The organism is uncultured Stenotrophomonas sp. (assembly GCF_945952405.1).
Classification (GTDB): Bacteria; Pseudomonadota; Gammaproteobacteria; order Xanthomonadales; family Xanthomonadaceae; genus Stenotrophomonas.
The window spans coordinates 279,302-301,980 of the sequence record NZ_CAMFIA010000001.1 but is presented as its reverse complement, the minus strand read 5'-3'; the positions used below and the strand labels follow the sequence as shown (position 1 = coordinate 301,980).

The window sequence follows — 22,679 nt, the reverse complement described above, 5'->3', positions numbered from 1 at the left end:
AAAGCCCCGACCAGGGCCGGGGCTTTTCTACAACTGGTGCCGGAAACAGGAGTCGAACCTGCGACCTACGCATTACGAATGCGCCGCTCTACCAACTGAGCTATTCCGGCGGAGCCCGCGATTTTACGGGCTGGGCGCCCCGGCGGTCAATCCACCCGGCTCAGCCCGCCTGTACCTGGTTGGCGCAGGGCCGGCCGGCGGCGAAGTCCTGCAGGTTGCCCAGCGTGATCGCCGAGATCTCCTGCAGCGCCTCCACCGTGAAGAAGCCCTGGTGGCCGGTCACCAGCACGTTGGGGAAGGTCATCAGGCGCTGGAAGGCCTCGTCGTCGATGATCTCGCCGGACAGGTCCTGGAAGAACAGCGCGCTCTCCTGCTCGTAGACGTCGATGGCCAGATGGCCGAGCCGGCGCGACTTCAGCGCGCGGATCACGGCATGGGTATCGACCAGCGCACCACGCGAGGTATTGACCAGCATCGCGCCCGGCTTCATCCGCGCCAGTGAGGCGTCGTTGATCAGGTGCTGGGTTTCGGGCGTCAGCGGGCAATGCAGCGAAACGATGTCGGCACGCGCCAGCAGTTCGTCCAGCGCGGCCGCCTCACCCACCTGCGCAAACGCAGCCGAGGGATACGGGTCATGCCCCAGCACGGTGCAGCCCATGCCCTTGAAGATGCGGGCGGTGGCCAGGCCGATCTTGCCGGTGCCGACGATGCCGACCGTGCGCCCATGCAGGGTCCGGCCGAGCAGGCCATCCAGCGTGAAGTTGCCTTCGCGCACGCGGTTGTAGGCGCGATGGGTCTGCCGGTTGAGTGTCATCACCAGCGCCAGCGCATGCTCGGCCACGGCTTCCGGTGAATAGGCCGGAACGCGGGCGACGAACAGGCCCAGCGCCTTCGCCGCCACCCGGTCGACGTTGTTGAAGCCGGCGCAGCGCAGCAGCACGGCGCGCACGCCAAGCGCATGCAGCGCCTGCAGCACCGGTGCATCGAGCCGGTCGTTGACGAATACGCAGACGGCGGCGCAGTCCTGCGCCAGCGCGGCCGTGTGCACATCCAGCGCGGCATCGAAGTAGACGAACGCAAAGCCCTGGGCGGCGGCATCGCGCTGGTTGGCTTCCTCGAGGAAACGGCGGTCGTAGGGACGGGCGCTGAAGACGGCGATCTGCATGGAAGAGCCTGGATGGAATGCCATGCCGACCATACCGCAGCCACGCACCGGTGGGGATGGCAGCGGCGATGCAGGCATCGCCGCTGCCCTCTGCCACTCACTTAGAACCGGTAGCCCAGGCCCAGCATCACGCCATTCTGGATCTGCCCGTCGCGGCGCTCGCCCACATAGTCGGCCATGATCGACAGGCGCTCGCTGGCACGGCTGGTCACGCCCAGGCTCCAGGCCAGCACCTGCTCACCGACGGCCTGGCTGCTGGCGCCGAACACCAGGTCCGGGGCGGCGGCAAAACCGGTGCTGTAGCGGGCCTGCGAATCGCCCAGCTCCTTCTGCCAGACCACGCGCGCGCGCGGGGTGATGCGCTCGCCGTTGTTGCCCTCGAAGGTCCTGAACAGCTGCAGGCCCGCACCGACGCGGATGCTTTCCAGGTTTCCGCTGCGGCCCACCAGTGCCCCGGCGCCCTGCCCTTCGTTGAAGCGGGTGGCCGAGGTACGTGCATAGTCCACCACCGGCAGCAGCGGCTGGATCACCAGGCCCTTGCCAGTGGTGAACGAAAACGCGTGCTCGACCCGTGCGGAGATCGCATCATTGCTGTACCTGGCGCGCAACGGCTGCTGCAGGCCCTCGATGCCGCTGATGCTGCGGCGGGTGTCATGGCGCAGGTCGGTATAGCGCACCGCAGCCGACAGGTAGCCACGCGAATAGGTCGCGTCCAGGTAGCCGCCAACGTCCAGCGCGCGCACGTCGCCGCTGAAGTCGGAACCGTCGCTGGCTTTGCTCGACATGTCGGCCGCCGCCACGCTCACGCCGAGGGTGACGCGGTCATCCGCCACGCGGGTATCGGCACCGATCACGATGCCGCCCACGGTATGGCTCAGGCCGGCGACGCCGTCGTCGGCTTCGATGCGACCGTGGCTGGCAAAGCCACGCGCCCACAGGCCACGGTTGCGTCCAGCGTCACCGCTGCCAGCACCAGCGCCCGCCGGCTCGACCAGATGCAGGGCCAGCTGGTTGAACAGGCTGCCGTGGCGCATGCCCGGCTGCACCGACACCGACTGCGCGGCCTGCGAGGCCAGGCCATCGGCATCTCCACCACTGCGCAGGGCGGCCTGGTGCTGCTGCACCACGTTGCCGATGCTGCCGACCAGGGCGTTGTCGGCCAGGCGCAGGCTGGCGTGCGCGTCACCGCGCAGGGCACCGGCCTGCTGTGCGATCACGTCGCGGTCGGCGAACTGCAGTGCGCCCAGCAGCGATTTCAGGCCGCTGTCCTGGCGACCGGAAGCGCTGGCCAGCGCGCGACCGAGGCCATCACCCGAACTGCCGTTGGCGAACAGTCCCAGTTGGTCGAAGCCGGGGTTCGCGGTCAGCCACACGCCGTCCGCGGTCTGCTTGACGTTGAAGCTCAGCAGCGAATTGTGGCGTGGACGGAACACGTCACCGCCGGTGATGCTCGCGCTGTAGCCGGTGTCACCCAGGCGCACCGCCTGTTCGAAACCACCCTGGTAGATCGGGCCCTGCACCAGGTCACGGCGGAAATCCTGCGCGTAGTACCCCTGTGCGACATTCAGTTCAAGCAAGGCGCCCTTGGAGATCACCAATGCGCCGTCGGTCTGCTTGCTGTCGAAGAAGCTGCCCACGCGCAGGCGGCCGCCGGCGATCCCGCCGCTCTCGGTCACGTCGAACAGCAGCTTGCCGCCCGGCATGATGTTGACGTAGCCATGGGTCACCAGATCGCCGCCGCGCGGCATCAGCGTGCCGAACACGCGCAGGCGGTTGAAGCCATCCTCGCGCCACGACGGCCGGGTGCCGCTGGCCAGTGCGCTGAGATCCATCGCGGTACCGGCCACGTCACCATGGCCAACCAGCGTGGCCGTAGCCAGCACGCGCACTTCCGAGCTACGCAGCGCGCCGCCTTCCAGCGCAATGGTGCCGTTGTCCACCAGCATGAAATCGGCACCGGTGGTGGCGGAGGTGCGCCAGGTTGCGCCGTTGCTCACGCGGATCACGCCCATGGCGTTGTCCAGTGTGGACACATCCAGGTCGGACAGGCGCAGCTTGGACAGCAGCAGGGCCTGGATGCCCGGGTCCTTGAGATAGTCCTGCACCGAATCCGGACCAATGCCCTGCGGGCCGTTGCCCGAGAGATTGTAGATGCGCTGCGCCAGGTTGATGTAGGTGGTCGATGCGCTGGTGTTCCAGCGCGCGAAATCATCGTCGACGAAGGTCTGCAGCTGGCGCCCGGTGCGCAGGTAACCGGGGTTGATGTCACCGCTCACGTTGGCGGTGACGTTCAACGTATCACCCGGGTCGCGGTAGCCGCTCGCGGTGATGATCCTGTTGTTGTAGATGTCCTGCCCCGGGAACGACTGCAGCTTGCTGCCGCTGCCATCCGGATCGAAGCTGACCGAAGCACCGGTGGTGCGTGCAGGATCGCGGAACACCAGCAGGCCATTGGGCTGCACGACTTCATACATGGCCTTGTGCAGCAACCCGGCGTCCATGCCGCCACCGTAGTTGCCGGTATAGATCTGGGTCATGCGCGGCGACGGCGTGTAGATCACCTTGCCACTGTTGCTGGCGGCATGGATCTGCACCGAATCGACGATCGGCAGATCGCCGGCCAGATAGCGCTCCACGCCGCCGGACTGCATGATCGAGCAGGACGAAATGCAATGGCCGGACACGATGGTGTTGAGGCCGGAGGTGCGGATCACTCCTTGCAGCCACTCACCAGCGATCAACGCGCCACCGTTGGAGGTGCGCAGCACCACTTCGCGGATCGGCCGGCCCTCGGCCTGTGCCTTGGCCAGCAACGCCGGCAAGGACACCACGTCGGCATAGGTCACAGCGCCACTCAGGAAGATGCGATCCCCCTGCAGGTGATAACTCATCGCCATGACGTCATGCGGCGCTGCGGCAGCGCCCAAGCCGATCAGCCCGGCCAGGGCCAGGCTCAACTTCGAATGCTTCATACGTTCTCTCTCCACCCGCAACACGCGGGTAAGGAGCCAAACGGCGCAACAGCGCGATCTCCCCCAGCGCGCCCGCCCGGCAAAAATGAATGCATTCACACTGGGAGGGCGAACACCGCACACTCTTCCCCATCCGGTCATCGTCGCGTAAAACTCGATGACGCATCCGCCAAGTCCGCCGAGGCCAGCCCTGTCCGCCCCGTCCCCCCTGATCCATCACGTGCCGGAGCCGCCCGTGCCTGCGGACGCCTTCATCGCGTTCGTGCGCGAAGAACGCGCACCGTTGTGCGCGTTCCTGCGCACGCGGGGCGTCGGGCCGGAGGATGCGGAGGACATCGCGCAGGACTGCATGGAGCGGCTGATCCGCTATCGCGCGCACGGCGCCGACGAACTGCGCCTGCTGCTGTATCGTATCGCCCGCAACCGCCTGGCGGATCGCGGCCGCTCGCCGCAGTCGCGACCCCACCTGTCACTGGCCGAGCATGATGGCAGCGACGAGCCCACCAGCACGTCGCCGGATCCATTGCGCCAGGCCGAGTCCGGGCAGATGCTGACCCTGCTGCGGCAGGCCCTTTTCAAATTGCCCGAGCGCGCGCGCGAGGTGTACCTGCTCAACCGGATCACCGGCATGAGCTATACACAGATCGCGCGGCACTGTGGAATCACCGCCAAGACCGTGGAAAAACATATCGCCCGCGCCCTGCAGGGCCTGCGCCAGGAGTTGGGACCGGATCCGCTGCACAACGACAGGGATACCGAATGAGCAGCCCCCGGCACATGGAAGACGCCTCGCTGTTCGAACGCGCCAGCACCTGGGTAGCGCGACTGGAAGCCCCGGACTGCACCGCCGCCGAACGCGAATCGTTCGAGGACTGGCTGGCCGAAGACCCTGCCCATGTCAACGCCTGGGTGCAGGCCGAGAACCTGTTCCAGCAGGGCCAGGGGCTGGCGGCGGATCCGTGGCTGCGTACCGCGGCGGCCCGTGCGGCGCGGCCGCCCCGCCGCCGCTGGCTGCCCGCCCTGGCGACGGCGGCCGGCATCTGCCTGGCCATCGGCGTGGGCTGGATGCTGGCCGTGGATGGCAATCCCACGCCACAGCACTATGCCAACCACAGTCATCAGCCGCAGCGGCTGACCCTGGCCGACGGCAGCGTGGCCACGCTCGATGCCGGCACCACGCTGCATGCGCGGTTTGGCTGGCGCCATCGCGAACTGGATCTCGAACGTGGCCGCCTGCAGCTGCAGGTTGCAGCGTCCAGCAAGGCGCTGCAGCTGCGCGCCGGCAACAGCACGATCCGTGATATCGGCACCACTTTCCAGGTCGAGCGCCTGCACGATGGCCGAGTTGAAGTCGCATTGCTGGAGGGCGCGGTGGAGGTCAGCAATGGCGCGGCCCAGCACACCCTGGCACCGGGCCAGCAACTGCAGGTGCTGCCGTCCGGGCGCATCCAGCCGGGCCCAGCGCTGTCGTCTACTGCGGCGGCCGAGGGCTGGCTGCACGGGCAGCTGGTGTTCGATGCCACGCCGTTGTCGATCGTGGTCGAACGCATGAACCGCTATGGCCACGCACCGCTGGTGATCGTTGATCCGGAGATCAGCGATCTGGCGGTCAGTGGCACGTTCCGCGCAGGCGACGCACAGGAGTTGCTGTCCGCGCTGGAACTTGGCTGGTCCGTCGCTGGCCAGACGCGCCCGGATGGCGCGCTGGAACTGCGCCGCACGTACTGAGGGGCCCGCAGTGACGGCAGGACCGGGCGCGCTGCAGTGGGGGCTGCTCCGCCCCCTGCTGTGCCTGGCCCTGCTGCTGGCCACAGTGACGGCGGCCAGCGCCGCCGAAACCACCGCCACGCATGCCTATCGCATCGATGCCGGCCCCTTGCCATCGGCATTGCAGCAATGGGCCCGGCAGAGTGGCATCGCCCTGCTGTTCGACGCCCGCGAGCTGTCAGGACTGCACACCGACGGTGCACAGGGCACGAGCGATCCGGCCAGCGCACTGAAGCAGCTTGTGGCCGGCATGCCGGTGACCATCCTGCGGACGCCTTCGGGCGGGTTCGTCATCCGCCGCATCCGCGCCACCGTCGCCGCCACGGCCGCCCCGCCCGCTGCGGCGGCGGCACCGGCGCGCACCACCGCCGAACCGCCGCCACAGGTGGAACTGGCGCCGATCCATGTCACCGGCAGTCGCCTGCCACGCACCTCGGTGCAGACCACGCTGCCGGTCACCACGATCGATCGCGCCGACATCCTGCGCAGCGGCTACGGCAGCCTGTTCGACCTGCTGCGGCACCTGCCCGGCATGAACGGCCTGCCGGCGATGAGCACGGCCCGCAGCGGCGATTCGCAGTACCTGCCGGTCGGTGCGGCGGCCACCACCAGCCTGGATGGCATGGGGCCACGCGCCACCCTGTTCCTGGTCAATGGCCGGCGCCTGCCGCGCTACCCGATGGTATCGCTGGAACAGGGCGGCCTCACCGACCTCGGCGGCATTCCACTGAGCTTCGTCGAACGCATCGAACTGGTGCGTGGCGGCGCCTCGGCCATCTACGGCGCCGATGCGATGTCCGGCGTGGTCAACATCATCCTGCGCGACCAGGCCGATGGCCCGGAAGCGATGCTGCAGACCGGCCTGAGCAGCCGCGGCGACGCCGGCCAGTACCGGCTCCAGGCGGCGACCGGCGGGCAGCGTAGTAACGGCGACCGCTGGTTCGCGGGTGTCGACCTGCATCGCATCGAACACCTGGCCGGCGACAGCCGCGACTGGCATGCGGAAACCTCGCAGTACCTGATCGGCGCCTTCCGCGATGGCGATTACTGGCCGGCCAGGCGTTGCGACGGACCGCTGAAACGCCGCAATGGTGCCTGCTGGTTCGACAGCGCGCGCCCGCGCTCGCTGCAGCCCGCCTCGGATACCGCATCGGCCTACCTTCGCTACCGGCATGAGCGTGGCGAGGGCCGCTTCGCCTATGCGGAGGCGCGCGCCAGCCACAACCGGCAGCGCTTCGATCTCGGCCCGACCGCGGTGGCGCTCGGCCTGTACGGCTTCACCTTCAACAGCGTGCTGCGCGAGGCCGGCAACGTCCGCCCACGCGTGCGCGCCAGCGACGCCGACATCACCGTCGGCATCGGCCGCGACCAGGGCCGTCGCAGCTGGGATGCTGGTCTCAGCGCACAGCGCAGCGACGTCACCCTGTCCACGCCGGGCACCGTGCGCGCCACACCGCTGATCGAGGCCGCGCAGTCACTCAGGTTCCTGCCCGGGTTCGATGTGCTGCCCGCGGACGACGCGGCGTCATTGTTCCCGTCGATCCGCAACCGTGGACTCACCGAACAATGGCAGGGCTGGTGGGGCATGCAGCGCGCCCTGATGCCACTGCCGGGCGGCCCGGTACAGCTGGCCACCGGTCTCGACCTGCGCCATGAACGCTGGACCTCGCACCCGGACACGCTGCTCAGCCAGGGTGACCTGGCGCTGGGGCTGCCGCAGCAGCAGCGCAGCCTGTCGCGGCAGAGTGGTGGCGCCTACGCCGAACTCGGTCTGCCGCTCACGCCAGCACTGCGCATGGACCTGGCCGCACGCTGGGACCGCGATGGCGGCTATACGGCGTTCTCGCCGCGTGCCGGCCTGCGCTGGACGCCGACCCCGCAGTGGTCGTTCCTGCTGGCCAGTGGCCGTGGTTACCGTGCGCCCAGCCTGTTCGAGCAGCGGCGCCCTCCGGGCCAGTTCGACATCCTTACCCTGCCCGCCTCGGCTGCGCTTCCGCCCTGCGCAGAAAGCGCGCCCGATGGGCGCTGCAGGGTGACTGCGGATGTGGAAGAGAACACCACGCTGAAGGCGGAAAGCTCGCGCAGCCATTCGCTGGCGGCCACCTGGTCGCCCAGCGATGCGTTCTCGCTGTCGCTGACCCACAACATCGTCGAGCTGCGCAACGAGATCCTCGCGTTGCAGGCCAGTGATGCTGTATGGAACCGCGATACCTGGCAGCTGGATGAGGACGGCAAGCTGCGCAGCCTGCGCCTGTCGTTCGACAACATCGGCCGCACCACCTCGCGCAACTGGGTGCTGCGCGCCGAGTACCGCATCGACACCGGCAGCAACGGCCAGTGGATGTTCTCGCTTGATGCACTGGAACAACAGGAACTGCGCCGCCGCCGCGACCATGAACCCGCCATCGACCTGCGCGGGCATGTGACCCCGCAGAGGGCCGCCGTGTTGAACGTGCAATGGCAGAACAGCAGCTGGGATGTTGCCCTGCGCGGCAACCTGGTCGGCCGCACGCGCGCATGGCTGCCCGGCGCCGAATGCCCGCCGGACCAGATCGCACGCAACCACTGCATGAATCCGCGCCAGCTGCGCTGGAACCTGCACCTCGCGCGTCGGCTGGGCCCGCGCCTGGTGGCGGCGCTGGATGTGCACAACCTGCTGGACGCGCAACCGGTGAACTACCTGGTCGGCAATGGCGGGCAGATGCCCGGGCTGGACGATCCACTCGGCCGCTACTACCTGCTTACCCTGCAATTCCGCTGAGCGTAGTACGCTACGCGACCTGCTCCACCGGTCTGCGACATCCCCCCATGAAGGCCTATCTCTGGTTCTGGGGCGCGTTCCTGCTGTTCTTCGCGTTGCCCTTCCCCTGCATCCTCTATCTCGGCACCTCATGGCCGGTAGCGCTGGCCGACCGCAGCCCGCCGTGGCTGGCGTTGCTCCTGCTGGCGTTGTCGCTGGTCCTGTGGCTGGCCCTGCTGCTCGCGTTCCTGCACTACCTGCTGCTGGGCCCGCCGCGCGCGTTGCATCGAACGCGATCGATCCTCGCCGCCGGCGAACCGCGTACGGCGCTGATCGAGCAGGCCGAGCAGACCGGCGTGCAGGTGCGCGGTTTCGCGCAGTGGACGCTGCAGCTGTCGTTCCAGAACCTGTCGCGCACGCCGATCAGCGAACGACTGCTGGTGGTCGACAGCAAGCCGCAGCTGCAGCGCTTCGCCGCCGGCCGGGCGATCGATGTACGGCTGAGCCGCACGCCCGGCGCCTACCCCAACATCGTGCTCGACGGCGCCGAGCCCGAGCTGGATGTTGCCCGCCTGTGGCGGCGCGGCATCGGCGCGGTCATCGCCATCGTGGCGGTGGCTGCCGCGTACGTATGCGCCTATCGGTTGCAGAGCCAGGGCCTGGGTTGGACCTTCCTGTCCTTTGGCCACCCCTTGCTGGTCTGCCCGCTGGTGCTGTGCGGCTACGCGTTGGGCCTGCGCCTGCTCGGCCGCCTGCTGCAGGCCGATGCCCGCGGCGACGCCTTGAAGTACCGCGGCATCGGCGCGGACGCGAAGGTGCTGAATGTGCGCCAGACCGGCACCTATCTCAACGAACAGCCGCAGGTGGAATTCCAGCTGGAGTACATCGATCGCGAGGGCGTTGTCCGGCAGGCCCGCGTGCGTCGCTTCGTCCCGCTGATCGAACTGGCCAACATCCCGCGCGAGCAGGTGACCCTGCTGTATGACCCGGATGACCGCAGCCACGTGCGCCTGGAGGATGCATGAAGCGGCCCCCCTCGACGCGGCGGGTGTTCTCGCTGGTGCTGCTGGTACTGGCCGGCGCGGCCACTGCGGGCGGCGCGCTGCAGACGATCGGCGAAACGCTGGGTCATTCACCGCCCCTGGAGCGGTCACCCGCAGCGGACGCGGCACCGCCATCGCGCGAGAAGCCCACCTCGCTGGCAGCGTTCCCGGACCCACAGCCCATCGCGATGCCCGAACGCAACAACCGCCTGTTCGACGCGGACTACCTGCAGGCTGCGCGCCAGGCGCTGGAACAGCTGCCGGCGCTGGCCGGGCAGCGGCTGACCGTCTTCCACAGCATCCACTTCTACGACGATGGCCGCATCAACCTCGACCTGGTCGATCCGCAGCAGCCAGGCCATGTCGACAGCTACCACTTCGAACGCGGCCAATGGCGCAAGGGCAATCCGGTCAACCCGCAACGGTTCGCGCCCACCATCAGTCTGCAGCGCAGCAGCACGGCGCTGGCCAACATCGATTTCGATGCGGTACCACGCGTGGCGCAGGCACTGCAGGAGCAACGCAACGCGCTGCAGAATCCCGCGTCGGAAGTCGGCCACATCTACGTGATCGTACGCAAGGCGGGCAAGCTGGCATGGCTGCCGGACGAGGTCGCAGGCGACCGTCAATCAGCGCGCCTGCAGTTCGACGCCCAGGGCACCCTGCGCAAGGTGAGCACCCAATAAAAAGGGGACGGAGGGGATTAAGTCGCATATGGCACCGTGCGGTAAACGACTTAATCCCCTCCGTCCCCTTTTTCTATCTGACCGAACGGGCGATGGCGTACTGGGCGCTGTAGTAGGTGGACAGCACCAGCAGGCTGGCCAGCGGCAGGCCGCCGCCAAAGCGGTCCCAGGCCAGCAGTGAATCGCTGGCCACGAACAGCAGCGCACCTGCGGCGGCCCAGCGTGCACTGCCGGCTTCCAGCGCAGTGGGCGCTGGCCGCCGCCACTGCCGCGCGAGCGCCAGCACCGCCATCGATGCCAGTACCACCACGTAGGCCAGCACCGGGATGCGCATCGGCGCCGGCAGGTGTGGCCACAGGCCAAGCACGTTGAGCACGGCGAATGCGCCCAGCAGCACGCTGGCGGCGAACAGTCCACGACCCGCGCGCAGGCCGTCGCGGAAGGCCGCGATGTAGCAGAGATGCGCCAGCAGGAAGGCCACCAGGCCGGGCACGAACGCATCCAGCGGCAGCATCAGCGCGATGTCGCCCATGCATGACAGCAGCATGCCGGCCAGCACCGCGCGCCGGTAGAACGGCTGTGCGGGAGCACGTACCCGCCATGCAATAGCCGCGATCAACAGCGTGGCAGCGGGCTTGGCCAGCCAGTGCAGCCAGCGGCCGTCACCCTGCAGGTAGGCGCCGAGGATGGCGAGGACCGCCATCAACACGATCACACCATCGCGGATGCGCGGTTTCATCGTGCCTTCCACAGATCCGCCAGACGGTCGGGCCTGCCGGGGATGCGTTCCAGCACCGGATACTGCAGCCCGCCGTGGTAATCGATGTTCATGCTCTCGATGCGATCGAACTGCTTGACCAGCAACACGATCGGCGCCTTGTCCGTGGCGGCCGCCGCCACCGCATCCTTCAGCCGCTGGCTGCTGTACTCGCGGCCACCGACGGCGATGACCTTCATGCCCGGCGCCAGGCCGGCATTGAAGGCGGGGCTGTCCCAGATCACATCGCCGACCGTGCCGCTGTCGAGCACGGTGGCGCCCAGCGAATAGGCAAGCAGAGCGCTCTTGGCGCGCTTCTCCTGCGCCTTGTAGGCATCGTTCGGGGTATCACGGTAGACCAGTTTCCAGCCGGCCAGTTCGAGGCCTCCGGTCAACGCACCATGCCCGTCCAGGCGACCGCGCAGGAAGCGGGCCCAATCGTACGGCGCGATGCCGTTCAAGGTCGCCACCACGTCGTCGAAGGTGTACGGGTTGACGTCCCAGTCACCGTTGCCGACACCAAAGAACGCGCGCGCGAAGTCGTCCAGGCTGCGGCGATTGCCACTCAGCTCACGCAGCTTGCCCTCCACTTCCAGCCATAGCATCTGGCCACCGGAATAGTAGTCCTCGCTCATCTGGTAGTTGCGATACGGCAGGGTGCGGCGCTGGGCGATGGTCGGGTCGTTGGTGGTGTCCTGCAGCGGGCGCCAGGCCAGGCCCGGGCGGCCGCGATCATAGGTGGCGGCAACATTGGCCAGCATGTCACGCGCCTGCGCGACCGACCACAGCCCCGAGCGCGCCGCCAGCACCTGGCCCCAGAACTGGGTCTGCCCTTCGTACACCCACAGCAGGCTGTCGCCCATCGGCACGTTGAAGTTGGCGGTGGCCAGATCCGCGCCGCGGCGGTACTTGCCGTTCCAGGAATGGGTGTACTCGTGCGGCAGCAGGTCACGCATCCACGCGTTGCTGTCCCACTCGGTGAAATAGCCCGGATCCGCACTGTTCTCGCTGGAGCGGTGGTGCTCCAGGCCGATGCCTCCGAGGCGATCGGTCAACGCCAGCAGGAACTCGTAGTGATTGTAGTGGCGGGCGCCATAGAGCTTGTCGGCCTGCTGCACCAGCGCGCGGTGCATGCCGATCTGCTTCTCGCTCGGCTTCAGCGACTTCGCTTCGTCGGCGAATACATTGAGGTGCACCGGCACCTTCGCGCCAGGATCGAGATCGATGCGCTGGTAGTGCTCGCCGGCGAACAACGGTGAATCGACCAGGTGGTCATATGCAATCGGCTTGAACACCACGGTGTCGCCATCGCGGCGCGCAGTCTCCAGTGCGGTGGCGAACGACCAGCCCTTGGGCAGGGTCACACTGGCCTGTGCCTGCAACTGGCGCGCATCCACTCCGGCCGGATACAGCGAGTTGGCGTTCCACTGCAGGTTGAGCATCTCCGGGGTCATCACCACCCGGCCCTGGCTCCCGCCCTGCGAAGACAGGAAATTGAAATGGGCGACGATCTCGCTTGCGCCTTCAGGCACCACCACCTTGAACGCATAGACGTTGTACTGGTCGCGCTGCCACGCCAGCGGCGTGCCATTGGCGGTGATGCGCAGGCCGGCCAGCTTGTCGATCGGCCCGGTCGGCGAGTGATTGCCGGGAATCCACTGCGGGTACAGCAGGGTCATCGGGCCTGGCTTGGCCGGCACCGTGGCGGTGACCTTGAAGATGCGCCGGGCCAGGTCACGCGCATCCACGTCGATGCGCAGCACGCCGGCAGCCGCAACCGTGGCCGGCGGCGAGGTCTGCGCCAGTGCAGGCGTGGCCGCCAGCGCGAACAGCACGGACATCACCAGGGCTCGGGTCTTCATCGGGCAGCATCCAACATCGGAGAATCCTCCGATGCTAGGCCTGTCGGGAGCCCTTCCCCATGCCCAAAGGTCATGGGCCGCGCGAACCCCACCAGAAGCGGCAAACCCGGCAACAACGCGGTGAGCAGTAGATCCACGCCATGCGTGGAGGGCGTGCATCCAGAAGCAGGGCGAACCCGGGTTCGCACCCACCAGAGCGAGGCCCGGTCAATCGACCAGGCGCAGGCGCAGTTCCTTCGGCAGCGCGAACACCATCGATTCCGGCTCGCCATCCAGCTCGCCCACGCCGGTGGCTCCGAGTTCGGCCAGGCGCGCCAGCACGCCATCCACCAGCACCTGCGGCGCCGAGGCACCCGCGGTCACGCCGATGTGCTGCTTGCCCGCCACCCAGTCCGGGTCGATCTCGTGCGCGCCGTCGATCAGGTACGACTCGACGCCCTCGCGGCGGGCCAGCTCGCTCAGCCGGTTGGAGTTGGAGCTGTTCGGCGAACCGACCACCAGCACCAGGTCGCAGCGCTTGGCCAGGTCGCGCACGGCGTCCTGGCGGTTCTGCGTGGCATAGCAGATGTCGTCGTTCTTCGGGCCCTGCATGGCCGGGAAACGCTCGCGCAGCGCCTCGATGATGCCGCGCGTGTCATCCACCGACAGCGTGGTCTGGGTGGTGTAGGCGAAGTTTTCCGGCTGGTTGATCTGCAGCGTTGCAACCTGCTCGACATCCTCGACCAGGTAGATCTGGCCGGTCCCGGCTTCGCGGTTCCACTGGCCCATGGTGCCTTCCACTTCCGGATGCCCGGCGTGGCCGATCAGCACCACGTCACGGCCGGCACGGCAATGGCGGGCCACTTCGAAATGGACCTTGGTCACCAGCGGGCAGGTGGCGTCGAACACCTTCAGGCCGCGGCGCTCGGCTTCCTGGCGCACCGCCTGCGACACGCCGTGCGCGCTGAAGATCACCGTGTTGTTGTCGGGCACTTCGTCGAGTTCCTCGACGAAGATCGCACCGCGCTGCTTGAGGTCGTCGACCACGAAGCGGTTGTGCACCACTTCATGGCGGACATAGATGGGCGCGCCCAGCGTTTCGATCGCGCGCTTGACGATCTCGATCGCACGATCGACACCGGCACAGAAACCACGCGGGTTGGCGAGCAGCACATCCATCAGTTCAATCTCCCGGCAGCGGCCGGCTTACGGTTTCGGATTGGCATTATCCGCCTTTTTGGCGGACTTGCCGTCGAACAGGCCAAACAGTGCGATGCCGATGGCACCCACCACGATGGCCGAATCGGCGATGTTGAACGAGGGCCAGGTGTAGCTGCCCACGTACCACTGGATGAAATCGACCACGTGGCCATGCACCTGGCGGTCGATCACGTTGCCGATGGCACCGCCGATGATCAGCGCATACGGCACTGCCGCCTTCCAGTTGCCACGGGCGGTGCCGCGCAGCCACCAGGCCATCAGGCCGCTGATGGCGATCGCCAGCGCGGTGAAGAAGTACTTCTGCCAGCCACCGGCGTCGCTCAGGAAGCTGAACGCTGCGCCGGTGTTGTAGGTGCGGTACCAGTTCCAGAAGCCATCGATGACCACCACCGGCTGGAACTCCGGCAGGCTCGACAGGACCCAGGCCTTGGACCACTGGTCCAGGCCGATGATGGCGGCCGACAGCAGCAGCCAGACCAGCGCGTTCGGATGCGGACGTGCGGCGCTCATCAGAACCAGCTCCGCACTTCACCGGCACCGGCGACGTTGCTCACGCAACGGCCGCACAGTTCCGGATGATCGGCATGGCGGCCGACGTCGTCACGGTGGTGCCAGCACCGCACGCACTTGGCCTTGGTGGTCGGCTGGGCGCTGACGAACACTTCGTCGGTGGTCGCCGGGCGCACCTGCACGTCGCCGCTGATGAACAGGAAACGCAGTTCATCGGCCAGCGGCTGCCAGCGCGCGGCCTGCTCTTGGTTGGCGGCGATGGTGATCTCCGCTTCCAGCGCGGCACCGATCGCACCGTTGGAACGCATCGGCTCGAGCACCTTGGCAACCTGCTCGCGCACGGCCAGCAGCTGCTCGAAATCGGCGGCGCCGAGCTGGGCATCGGCCGGCAGCGGCGCCAGGCCGTCGTACCAGGTGGTGAACAGCACGTGGCCGGCATGCTCGCCCGGCAGGTAGCCCCACAGTTCGTCGGCAGTGAAGGTCAGGATCGGCGCGACCCAGCGGGTGAACGCTTCGGCGATGTGGTACATCGCGCTCTGCGCCGAACGGCGGCCGTGCGAATCGGCCTGCATCGTGTACAGGCGGTCCTTGGTCACGTCCAGGTACAGCGAGCCCAGGTCCACGCTGCAGAAGTTCAGCAGCAGCTGCACGATCTCGGCCATGTTGTAGCTGTCGTAGGCGGCCTTGATCTTCTCCTGCAGCTCCCACGCGCGATGCACGATCCAGCGGTCCAGCGCGACCATCTGGTCGAGCGGGCGCAGGTGCTGGGCCGGGTCGAAGCCGTCCAGGTTGCCCAGCAGGAAGCGGGCGGTGTTGCGCAGGCGGCGGTAGGCATCGGCATTGCGCTTGAGGATCTCCTGCGACAGCGACATCTCGTTGCTGTAGTCGGCCGAGGCGATCCACAGGCGCAGGATATCCGCGCCCAGCTTGTTCATGATGTCCTGCGGCTCGATGCCGTTGCCCAGCGACTTGGACATCTTGCGGCCCTGCTCGTCCACGGTGAAGCCGTGGGTCAGGCACTGCTTGTACGGGGCGCGCTGGTCGATCGCCACGCCGGTCAGCAGCGAGGACTGGAACCAGCCGCGATGCTGGTCGGAGCCTTCCAGGTACAGGTCGGCCGGCTTGCCGAAGCCGCGTGCGGCAAGCACGCCTTCGTGGGTCACGCCGGAATCGAACCAGACGTCGAGGATGTCGGTGACCTTCTCGTAGTCGGCCGCTTCGGCACCCAGCAGCTCGGCGGCATCCAGCGAGTACCACACGTCGATGCCCTCGGCTTCGACACGGTCGGCCACCTGCTGCATCAGTTCCACCGAACGCGGGTGGATCTCGCCGGTCTGGCGATGGGTGAACAGCGCGATCGGCACGCCCCAGGTGCGCTGGCGCGAGATGGTCCAGTCCGGGCGACCGTCAACCATGCTCTGGATGCGCGCCTTGCCCCAGGTCGGGAACCAGCCCACGGTGTCGATGGCGGCCAGCGCATCGCTGCGCAGGTTGGCCTTGTCCATCGAGATGAACCACTGCGGGGTGGCGCGGAACACCACCGGCTTCTTGTGGCGCCAGCAGTGCGGGTAGCTGTGGCGGATCGGATGGAACGCCAGCAGCGCGCCGCTGTCGCGCAGCACGCCGACGATGGCGTCCTGCGCCTTCCACAGGTGCTGGCCGGCCAGCACCACGTCACCGGCCGGCGGGGTCGATTCCAGATAGACACCCGCGCCGTCGATCGGGGTGATCTGGCCGGCGTTGTACCTGTCCATCAGGCCGTACTTCTGGCTGACCACGAAGTCTTCCTGGCCGTGGCCGGGCGCGGTGTGCACCGCACCGGTACCGTCCTCGTCGGACACGTGGTCGCCGTTGAGCACCAGGATCTCGCGCTGCGGATAGAACGGGTGCACCAGCAGCTGCCTGTCCAGCGCCGCACCGGTGGTTTCACCGTGCAGCACCACCTCGTCCACGCCGTAGCGCTGCAGCGCGCGCTCGGCCAGCGCAGCGGCCAGCACCAGCCAACGGCGCTTGCCGTTGTGGGCCGGGCCTTCGGCCAGCACATAGCGGATCTCGGCGCCCAGCGACACCGCCAGCGAGGCCGGCAGCGTCCACGGCGTGGTGGTCCAGATCGGCACCGCCACTTCAACATCGGCCGGCACGTTCACGCCGAATGCCTGGCCGAACGCCTGCGCATCGCGCGCGGCGTAGGCCACGTCGATCGCCGGCGATTCCTTTTCCTGGTATTCGATCTCGGCCTCGGCCAGAGCCGAGCCACAGTCGAAGCACCAGTACACCGGCTTGGCGCCACGCACCAGGTGGCCATTGGCCACGATCTTGGCCAGCGCACGGATCTCGTTGGCCTCGAAGTCGAAGCTCAGGGTCTTGTACGGGTTGTCCCAATCGCCGGTCACGCCCAGGCGCTTGAAGTCCACGCGCTGGATGTTGATCTGCTCTTCGGCGAATTCACGGCACTTCTGCCGGAAGGCCACCGCATCGAGCTTGGTACCGACCTTGCCCCACTTCTTTTCGACCGCGATCTCGATCGGCAGGCCGTGGCAGTCCCAGCCCGGCACGTAGGGCGCATCGAAGCCGGCCAGGTAGCGCGACTTGACGATGATGTCCTTCAGGATCTTGTTGACCGCATGGCCGAGGTGGATGCGGCCGTTGGCGTACGGCGGGCCGTCATGCAGCACGAACAGCGGGCGGCCGGCGGCGTTGTCGCGCAGCTGCTGGTAGAGCCCCTGCTCTTCCCACCGCGCCAGAATACCCGGCTCGCGCTTGGGCAGATCGCCGCGCATCGGGAATTCGGTGGCTGGCAGGTTCAGGGTGGTCTTGTAGTCCTGGCTCACGCAGTGGCTCGCAATCTATGTTCGGAAAGGATGGCGCGCGCCTGTTCGGCGTCGCGGTGCATCTGGTCGGTCAGCGCCGCCAGATCGTTGAATTTCTCTTCGTCGCGCAGCTTGGCGACGAACTCCACATCGATGTGGCGACCGTACAGGTCGCCCTGGAAATCGAACAGGTGGGCTTCCAGCAGCGGCTCCACGCCCTCCACCGTCGGCCGCGTGCCGAAGCTGGAGACCGAGGGCCAGGGCTGGTCGAACACGCCGTGCACCCAGGTCGCGTAGATGCCCGACAGCGCCGGCGTCTTCGGGAAGCGCAGGTTGGCGGTCGGGAAGCCCAGCGTACGGCCGAGCTGGCGTCCACGCACGACCCGGCCGCTGATCGCGTACGGGCGGCCCAGCAGGTCGCCGGCACGGGTGAAGTCGCCGTCCTGCAGCAGCTGGCGGATGCGGGTGCTGGAGATGCGTTCGCCATGCAGGTCCACCGCTTCGATCTCACCCGCGCTGAAGCCCAGCTCGGCGCCGAGCTGTTGCAGCAGGGCCAGGTCGCCACGACGGCGGTTGCCGAAGCAGAACTCCGGCCCGATCCAGACCTCACGCGCGCCCAGGCGATTGACCAGCAGCTGGCGCACGAAGGTCTCGGCCGGCATCGCCGCCATCGCCGCGTCGAAACGCAGCAGGCCGATCGCATCGACGCCCAGCTCGCGCAGGATCTCGACCTTGCTGCGCGCCAGGGTCAGCCGCGGCGGCGGCGTGCCCTGGGCGAAGAATTCACGTGGCAGCGGCTCGAACGCCACCGCCACTGCGGCCACGCCCAAGGCGCGCGCGCGGGCAACCGCGTGGCGGACCAGCGCACGATGGCCCAGGTGGAGGCCGTCGAATGCGCCGATACAGACCACGCTTCCGTTGGGGAACAGCTCCCCGCCCTCGACGCTTCTGAACAGCCTGCTCATCAACTCTCGTTCCGGCCCGACCGGGGCCGCCGCTTCAATGGTGTAACCCTGAAGTATAGCCGCCACAGGCTGCGATCAATGCCCGCGCAGGTCGCGCGGGCGGAAGCCCATCGCCACCATGGCCAGCGCATAGGTCGCGCCGCCGCCGCCGACCAGCAGCGCCAGGGCGCCGATCCGCTCCCACACGTGCATGGCCGAGAAGCCCGGCAGCCAGTGCAGCAGGGCCAGCAGCACGCCGACCATGGCCGCGCAGGCCAGCAGCAGGCGCAGCAGGTAGCCGCCCCAGCCTGGTCGCCGCTGGTACACATCAGTCTTGCCCAGCCAGTACCAGAGCAGGCCCAGGTTCAGGTAACTGGACAGCGCACTGGCGATGCCCAGCGCCAGGTGCAGGCCCGGCTGCTTGCCGATCGCCGCCATCACGCCCTGCGCCTTCAGCGCATCGGGCACCATCAGGTGGTACAGCACTGCCAGCAGGATGAAGTTGAACACCATGTTGGCCACCAGCGCGGCCACGCCGGCACGCACCGGGGTCCGGGTGTCCTGGCGGGCATAGAAGGCCGGAAGCACCACCTTCAGCAGGGCGAACGCCGGCAGGCCGAAGCTCAGCCCGTACACCGACAGCGCGGTCATGCGGGTATCGAACGCGCTGAACTGGCCGTGCTGGAAGATGGTCGCGATCAGCGGCTCGGCCAGCAGCAGCAGGCCCAGCATGGCCGGAACCGAGATCAGCAGGGTCATCCGCAGGCCCCAGTCCAGCGACCGCGAGAAGCCCTCGCGGTCGGTGCTGACGTGGTGGCGGGCCAGCGCCGGCAGGATCACCGTGCCCAGGGCCACGCCGAACACGCCCAGCGGCAGCTCCAGGAACCGATCGGCCAGCGACAGCCAGGACTGCGAGCCATCGGTCAGCTTGGCCGCGATGACGGTATCCAGCAGCAGGTTGATCTGCGCCACCGAGGAGCCGAACAGGGTCGGCACCATCAACGTCATGACCTTGCGCACGCCCGGGTGGCGCCAGCCCCAGCGCGGCAGGGTCAGCAGGTTGATGCCCTTCAGCGACGGCAGCTGGAACAGCAGCTGCAGGACGCCGGCGGCCAGCACCGCCCAGCCCAGCGCCAGGATCTGCTTTTCCGGGGTGCCGCCCAGCCGCGGCGCCAGCCACAGGGCGCCGGCGATCATGCACAGGTTGAGGATGACCGGGGTCAGTGCCGGCATCGCGAAACGCTGGAAACTGTTCAGCGCGCCACCGGCCAGTGCGGTGAGCGAGACGAACAGCAGGAACGGGAAGGTCAGCCGGAACAGGTCGACCAGCAGGCCCTGCTTGACCGGGTCGGTATCAACACCACTTGAGAAGACCGAGGCCAGCTGCGGCGCGAAGATCAGCGCCAGCGCGGTGACCAGCATCAGGATCCCGCCCAGGGTGCCCGCGGTGCGGGCCATCAGCTCGCGCAGTTCGGCATGGCTGCGGGTTTCCTTCACTTCCGTGAACACCGGCACGAAAGCAGTGGCGAAGGAGCCCTCGGCGAACAACCGGCGCAGGAAATTGGGTACCCTGAAGGCGACCCAGAAAGCATCAGTGATGGCGTTGGTGCCGAACGTGGTGGTCACCACGAAGTCCCGGACAAGTCCGAGTACGCGCGAGACCATGGTCATGCTGCTGAACGACAGCAGGCCCCGCAACAACTTGGGTGAACTCACTCAGCGTCCCTCTTGACAATCGACTTGACGTGCATTTCTTACGCCATCATACTAGCTAGCTTGCTGTTCCCATAACACCGATTTTTTCAGGAAACCACCACCGTGGCCAATATCAAGTCCGCCAAGAAGCGCGCCAAGCAGACCGTCGTGCGCAACGCGCGCAACGTGGCTCAGCGCTCGATGCTGCGCACCGCTGTCAAGAAAGTGATCAAGGCGCTGGACGCCAACGATGCCGCCGGCGCCGAAGCCGCCTTCGCCGTTGCCCAGCCGATCCTGGATCGCTTCAGCGCGCGTGGCCTGATCCACAAGAACAAGGCTGCTCGCCACAAGAGCCGCCTGAACGACCGCATCAAGGCCCTCAAGGCCGCCTGATCCGGCGTTGCCGCCCTGCCCCTCGGGGCCGGGCAGCAGACAAGAACCCGGCCCCGGCCGGGTTTTTTGTTGCCTGCACGCCCGGGGTCAGATCCCTTTTCCAGCGGAAAAGGGATCTGACCCCAACAACAAAAAAAACCCGGCCAAGGCCGGGTTTTTTGCGCAGACCGCGATGGCATTACTGCGCGTCGCGGGCTTCCTGCTCTTCTTCCTTCTGGCGATCGAAGAAGGCCATGATCCGGCTCATGATCGGGAAGGTACCTTCGCGGCCCAGCGCGGACACCAGGAACCACGGCTCCTTCCAGCCCAGCTCGGCAACGATCTGCTCGGCCGCAGCCTGGGCCTCATCCTCGAACATCAGGTCGGCCTTGTTCAGCACCAGCCAGCGCGGCTTGGCCAGCAGCTCCGGATCGTGCTTTTCCAGCTCGCGCTCGATCGCACGCACCTGCTCCACCGGCGAAACGCCTTCCACGCCACCTTCCATCGGCGAGATGTCCACCAGGTGCAGCAGCAGGCGGGTGCGCTGCAGGTGGCGCAGGAACTGCGCGCCCAGGCCGGCGCCATCGGCCGCCCCCTCGATCAGGCCGGGAATATCGGCGATCACGAAGCTGCGGTAGTTCTCCACCTTCACCACACCCAGGTTCGGGTACAGCGTGGTGAACGGGTAATCGGCCACCTTCGGCGTCGCTGCCGAAACGGCGCGGATCAGGGTGCTCTTGCCGGCATTGGGGAAGCCCAGCAGGCCGACGTCGGCCAGCAGCTTCAGCTCCAGCTTCAGCGTACGCTCTTCGCCCGGCTCGCCCGGCAGCGCCTGGCGCGGCGAACGGTTGGTCGAGCTCTTGAAATGCATGTTGCCCAGGCCGCCGCGGCCGCCCTTGGCCACCAGCAGGCGGTCGTTGTGCTGGGTCAGGTCGCCGATGACCTCATCGGTGGCGACGTTGATCACCACGGTGCCGACCGGCACGGTGATGGTCAGGTCTTCGCCGCCCTTGCCATAGGCCTGCCGGCCCATGCCGTTCTCGCCGCGCTGCGCCTTGAAGATGCGGTCATGGCGGAAGTCGACCAGGGTGTTCAGGTTTTCGTCGGCGCGGATGTACACGCTGCCGCCCGCACCGCCGTCGCCGCCGTCCGGGCCGCCGAGCGGAATGAACTTCTCGCGACGGAAGCCAATGCAGCCGTTGCCGCCGTTGCCGGCGAACACTTCGATTTCTGCTTCGTCTACCAGTTTCATTGTTTCGATGCCTGCGATGGGCGCGGCCTGCCTGCCGTCGCCTTGAATGTTATGCCAGCCGCTGGCCGGCAACCCGGCGCAGCCGGTCTTGCTTTCACTCTAACGAAAAGCCCCGCCGAAGCGGGGCTCTTCATGCAGCATTCCCATGCCGGGGCACGGGTGCCGGCGATGCCTGGATCAGGCGTCGGCCGAGACGATGCTGACGGTGCGACGCTTCTTGGCGCCCTTGACCGAGAACTCCACCTTGCCGTCCACGAGGGCGAACAGGGTGTGGTCACGGCCCAGGCCGACGCCGGAACCCGGGTGGAACTGGGTGCCGCGCTGACGCACGATGATGTTGCCGGCCTCGATGGCCTGGCCGCCGAAGATCTTGACGCCCAGGTACTTCGGGTTGGAGTCGCGACCGTTGCGCGAGGAGCCTACGCCCTTTTTATGTGCCATGACTGCTTCTCCTGATACTTAGCCGGCGATGCCGGTGATCTCGATTTCGGTGTAGTACTGACGGTGACCCTGACGCTTCATGTGGTGCTTGCGGCGACGGAACTTGATGATCCGGACCTTGTCAGCACGACCCTGGGACAGGACCTTGGCGGTGACGGCGGCGCCCTTCAGCGCATCGCCCAGCTTCACGCCATCGCTGTCACCCAGCATCAGGATGTTGTCGAACTTGATCTCGCTGCCGACTTCGACTTCGAGCTTTTCAATGCGGAGCTTTTCGCCCTGCGCCACGCGGTATTGCTTACCGCCGGTGACCAGTACTGCGTACATGACCAGGCCTTCCTCTGTAGTTATTGTGGTCTGAGCTGCCGCCATCGAGGGCGGACAGGAGCGGGATTGTACGCAGATCAACCGGCGCGGGTCAAGTCAACCCCTGAACGGCCAGGGGGCCCCGCAATGGGGGGCC

Annotated in this window: 18 protein-coding genes and 1 tRNA gene; 6 read left to right on the top strand and 13 right to left on the bottom strand. The window is 67.4% G+C overall.

From position 1 onward, the window contains the following. Positions 1–34: 34 nt before the first annotated feature. The 3 genes from Q0P60_RS01435 to Q0P60_RS01425 form a co-directional block, all read right to left on the bottom strand. A tRNA-Thr gene (locus tag Q0P60_RS01435) sits at positions 35–110 on the bottom strand. Positions 111–160: 50 nt separating this feature from the next. Next, positions 161–1,165 carry a 2-hydroxyacid dehydrogenase gene (locus Q0P60_RS01430; RefSeq protein ID WP_294987500.1) on the bottom strand — a complete coding sequence of 335 codons (1,005 nt, stop codon included), beginning with the start codon at positions 1,163–1,165 and terminating at the stop codon, positions 161–163. Between the two features lie 101 nt (positions 1,166–1,266). Then, positions 1,267–4,137 (bottom strand): autotransporter outer membrane beta-barrel domain-containing protein, encoded by a 2,871-nt coding sequence (locus tag Q0P60_RS01425; protein WP_294987498.1) that lies wholly within the window; start codon positions 4,135–4,137, stop codon positions 1,267–1,269. Positions 4,138–4,372: 235 nt separating this feature from the next. Between Q0P60_RS01425 and Q0P60_RS01420 the strand changes: the two genes are divergently transcribed. Genes Q0P60_RS01420 through Q0P60_RS01400 form a run of 5 tightly spaced genes read left to right on the top strand, consistent with a single transcriptional unit; the run spans position 4,373 to position 10,373 of the window. After that, on the top strand, positions 4,373–4,900 hold the full coding sequence (locus tag Q0P60_RS01420) for an RNA polymerase sigma factor (RefSeq protein WP_294987496.1): 528 nt from the start codon (positions 4,373–4,375) through the stop codon (positions 4,898–4,900). Next, positions 4,897–5,865, top strand: a complete 969-nt coding sequence (locus Q0P60_RS01415; RefSeq protein ID WP_294987494.1) for a FecR domain-containing protein — start codon at positions 4,897–4,899, stop codon at positions 5,863–5,865. Before Q0P60_RS01420 ends, Q0P60_RS01415 begins: the two co-directional genes overlap by 4 nt. Before the next feature lie 10 nt (positions 5,866–5,875). Then, complete coding sequence (locus tag Q0P60_RS01410) at positions 5,876–8,665, top strand: TonB-dependent receptor (RefSeq protein WP_294987492.1); 2,790 nt, start codon at positions 5,876–5,878, stop codon at positions 8,663–8,665. A 47-nt stretch (positions 8,666–8,712) separates the two neighbouring features. Beyond that, positions 8,713–9,669 (top strand): hypothetical protein, encoded by a 957-nt coding sequence (locus Q0P60_RS01405; protein ID WP_294987490.1) that lies wholly within the window; start codon positions 8,713–8,715, stop codon positions 9,667–9,669. Next, a complete protein-coding gene (locus Q0P60_RS01400) occupies positions 9,666–10,373 on the top strand; it encodes a hypothetical protein (protein WP_294987488.1) in 708 nt (235 codons plus the stop codon). The genes Q0P60_RS01405 and Q0P60_RS01400 overlap by 4 nt, the downstream gene beginning before the upstream one ends. Positions 10,374–10,446: 73 nt before the next feature. Here Q0P60_RS01400 and Q0P60_RS01395 read toward each other — a convergent pair whose 3' ends face one another. The 7 genes from Q0P60_RS01395 to murJ all read right to left on the bottom strand — a co-directional run bounded on the left by Q0P60_RS01395 (position 10,447) and on the right by murJ (position 20,157). Beyond that, positions 10,447–11,112 (bottom strand): lysoplasmalogenase, encoded by a 666-nt coding sequence (locus Q0P60_RS01395; RefSeq protein WP_294987486.1) that lies wholly within the window; start codon positions 11,110–11,112, stop codon positions 10,447–10,449. Beyond that, a complete protein-coding gene (locus Q0P60_RS01390) occupies positions 11,109–12,992 on the bottom strand; it encodes a peptidase M61 (RefSeq protein ID WP_294987484.1) in 1,884 nt (627 codons plus the stop codon). Before Q0P60_RS01390 ends, Q0P60_RS01395 begins: the two co-directional genes overlap by 4 nt. A 207-nt stretch (positions 12,993–13,199) precedes the next feature. Beyond that, positions 13,200–14,150, bottom strand: a complete 951-nt coding sequence (gene ispH / locus Q0P60_RS01385) for a 4-hydroxy-3-methylbut-2-enyl diphosphate reductase (protein WP_294987482.1) — start codon at positions 14,148–14,150, stop codon at positions 13,200–13,202. A gap of 27 nt (positions 14,151–14,177) precedes the next feature. Next, entirely contained in the window at positions 14,178–14,702 is a 525-nt protein-coding gene (gene lspA, locus Q0P60_RS01380; protein WP_075675042.1) for a signal peptidase II, read from the bottom strand. Beyond that, entirely contained in the window at positions 14,702–17,533 is a 2,832-nt protein-coding gene (ileS, locus tag Q0P60_RS01375) for an isoleucine--tRNA ligase (protein WP_294987479.1), read from the bottom strand. Before ileS ends, lspA begins: the two co-directional genes overlap by 1 nt. Further along, positions 17,530–18,477 (bottom strand): bifunctional riboflavin kinase/FAD synthetase, encoded by a 948-nt coding sequence (locus Q0P60_RS01370; RefSeq protein ID WP_294987477.1) that lies wholly within the window; start codon positions 18,475–18,477, stop codon positions 17,530–17,532. Before Q0P60_RS01370 ends, ileS begins: the two co-directional genes overlap by 4 nt. A gap of 75 nt (positions 18,478–18,552) precedes the next feature. After that, positions 18,553–20,157 (bottom strand): murein biosynthesis integral membrane protein MurJ, encoded by a 1,605-nt coding sequence (gene murJ / locus Q0P60_RS01365; RefSeq protein WP_294987825.1) that lies wholly within the window; start codon positions 20,155–20,157, stop codon positions 18,553–18,555. A gap of 117 nt (positions 20,158–20,274) precedes the next feature. Between murJ and rpsT the strand changes: the two genes are divergently transcribed. Further along, positions 20,275–20,544 (top strand): 30S ribosomal protein S20, encoded by a 270-nt coding sequence (gene rpsT / locus Q0P60_RS01360; protein WP_005408560.1) that lies wholly within the window; start codon positions 20,275–20,277, stop codon positions 20,542–20,544. A 178-nt stretch (positions 20,545–20,722) separates the two neighbouring features. Here the strand turns inward: rpsT and cgtA are convergent, their stop codons facing one another. The 3 genes from cgtA to rplU form a co-directional block, all read right to left on the bottom strand. Further along, entirely contained in the window at positions 20,723–21,775 is a 1,053-nt protein-coding gene (gene cgtA / locus Q0P60_RS01355; RefSeq protein ID WP_294987475.1) for an Obg family GTPase CgtA, read from the bottom strand. Between the two features lie 177 nt (positions 21,776–21,952). Beyond that, positions 21,953–22,216, bottom strand: a complete 264-nt coding sequence (gene rpmA, locus Q0P60_RS01350; RefSeq protein ID WP_005415704.1) for a 50S ribosomal protein L27 — start codon at positions 22,214–22,216, stop codon at positions 21,953–21,955. A gap of 18 nt (positions 22,217–22,234) precedes the next feature. Next, the gene (rplU, locus tag Q0P60_RS01345) at positions 22,235–22,543 is read right to left on the bottom strand and encodes a 50S ribosomal protein L21 (RefSeq protein ID WP_005408557.1); all 309 of its coding nucleotides are present in this window, start codon (positions 22,541–22,543) and stop codon (positions 22,235–22,237) included. Positions 22,544–22,679 lie beyond the last annotated feature (136 nt).

Coding starts and splice junctions, on each gene's coding strand:
- Q0P60_RS01430 (WP_294987500.1), bottom strand. CDS start 1,165: ATGCAGATCGCCGTCTTCAGCGCCCGTCCCTACGACCGCCGTTTCCTC.
- Q0P60_RS01425 (WP_294987498.1), bottom strand. CDS start 4,137: ATGAAGCATTCGAAGTTGAGCCTGGCCCTGGCCGGGCTGATCGGCTTG.
- Q0P60_RS01415 (WP_294987494.1), top strand. CDS start 4,897: ATGAGCAGCCCCCGGCACATGGAAGACGCCTCGCTGTTCGAACGCGCC.
- Q0P60_RS01405 (WP_294987490.1), top strand. CDS start 8,713: ATGAAGGCCTATCTCTGGTTCTGGGGCGCGTTCCTGCTGTTCTTCGCG.
- Q0P60_RS01400 (WP_294987488.1), top strand. CDS start 9,666: ATGAAGCGGCCCCCCTCGACGCGGCGGGTGTTCTCGCTGGTGCTGCTG.
- Q0P60_RS01395 (WP_294987486.1), bottom strand. CDS start 11,112: ATGAAACCGCGCATCCGCGATGGTGTGATCGTGTTGATGGCGGTCCTC.
- Q0P60_RS01390 (WP_294987484.1), bottom strand. CDS start 12,992: ATGAAGACCCGAGCCCTGGTGATGTCCGTGCTGTTCGCGCTGGCGGCC.
- ispH (WP_294987482.1), bottom strand. CDS start 14,150: ATGGATGTGCTGCTCGCCAACCCGCGTGGTTTCTGTGCCGGTGTCGAT.
- lspA (WP_075675042.1), bottom strand. CDS start 14,702: ATGAGCGCCGCACGTCCGCATCCGAACGCGCTGGTCTGGCTGCTGCTG.
- Q0P60_RS01370 (WP_294987477.1), bottom strand. CDS start 18,477: ATGAGCAGGCTGTTCAGAAGCGTCGAGGGCGGGGAGCTGTTCCCCAAC.
- cgtA (WP_294987475.1), bottom strand. CDS start 21,775: ATGAAACTGGTAGACGAAGCAGAAATCGAAGTGTTCGCCGGCAACGGC.
- rpmA (WP_005415704.1), bottom strand. CDS start 22,216: ATGGCACATAAAAAGGGCGTAGGCTCCTCGCGCAACGGTCGCGACTCC.
- rplU (WP_005408557.1), bottom strand. CDS start 22,543: ATGTACGCAGTACTGGTCACCGGCGGTAAGCAATACCGCGTGGCGCAG.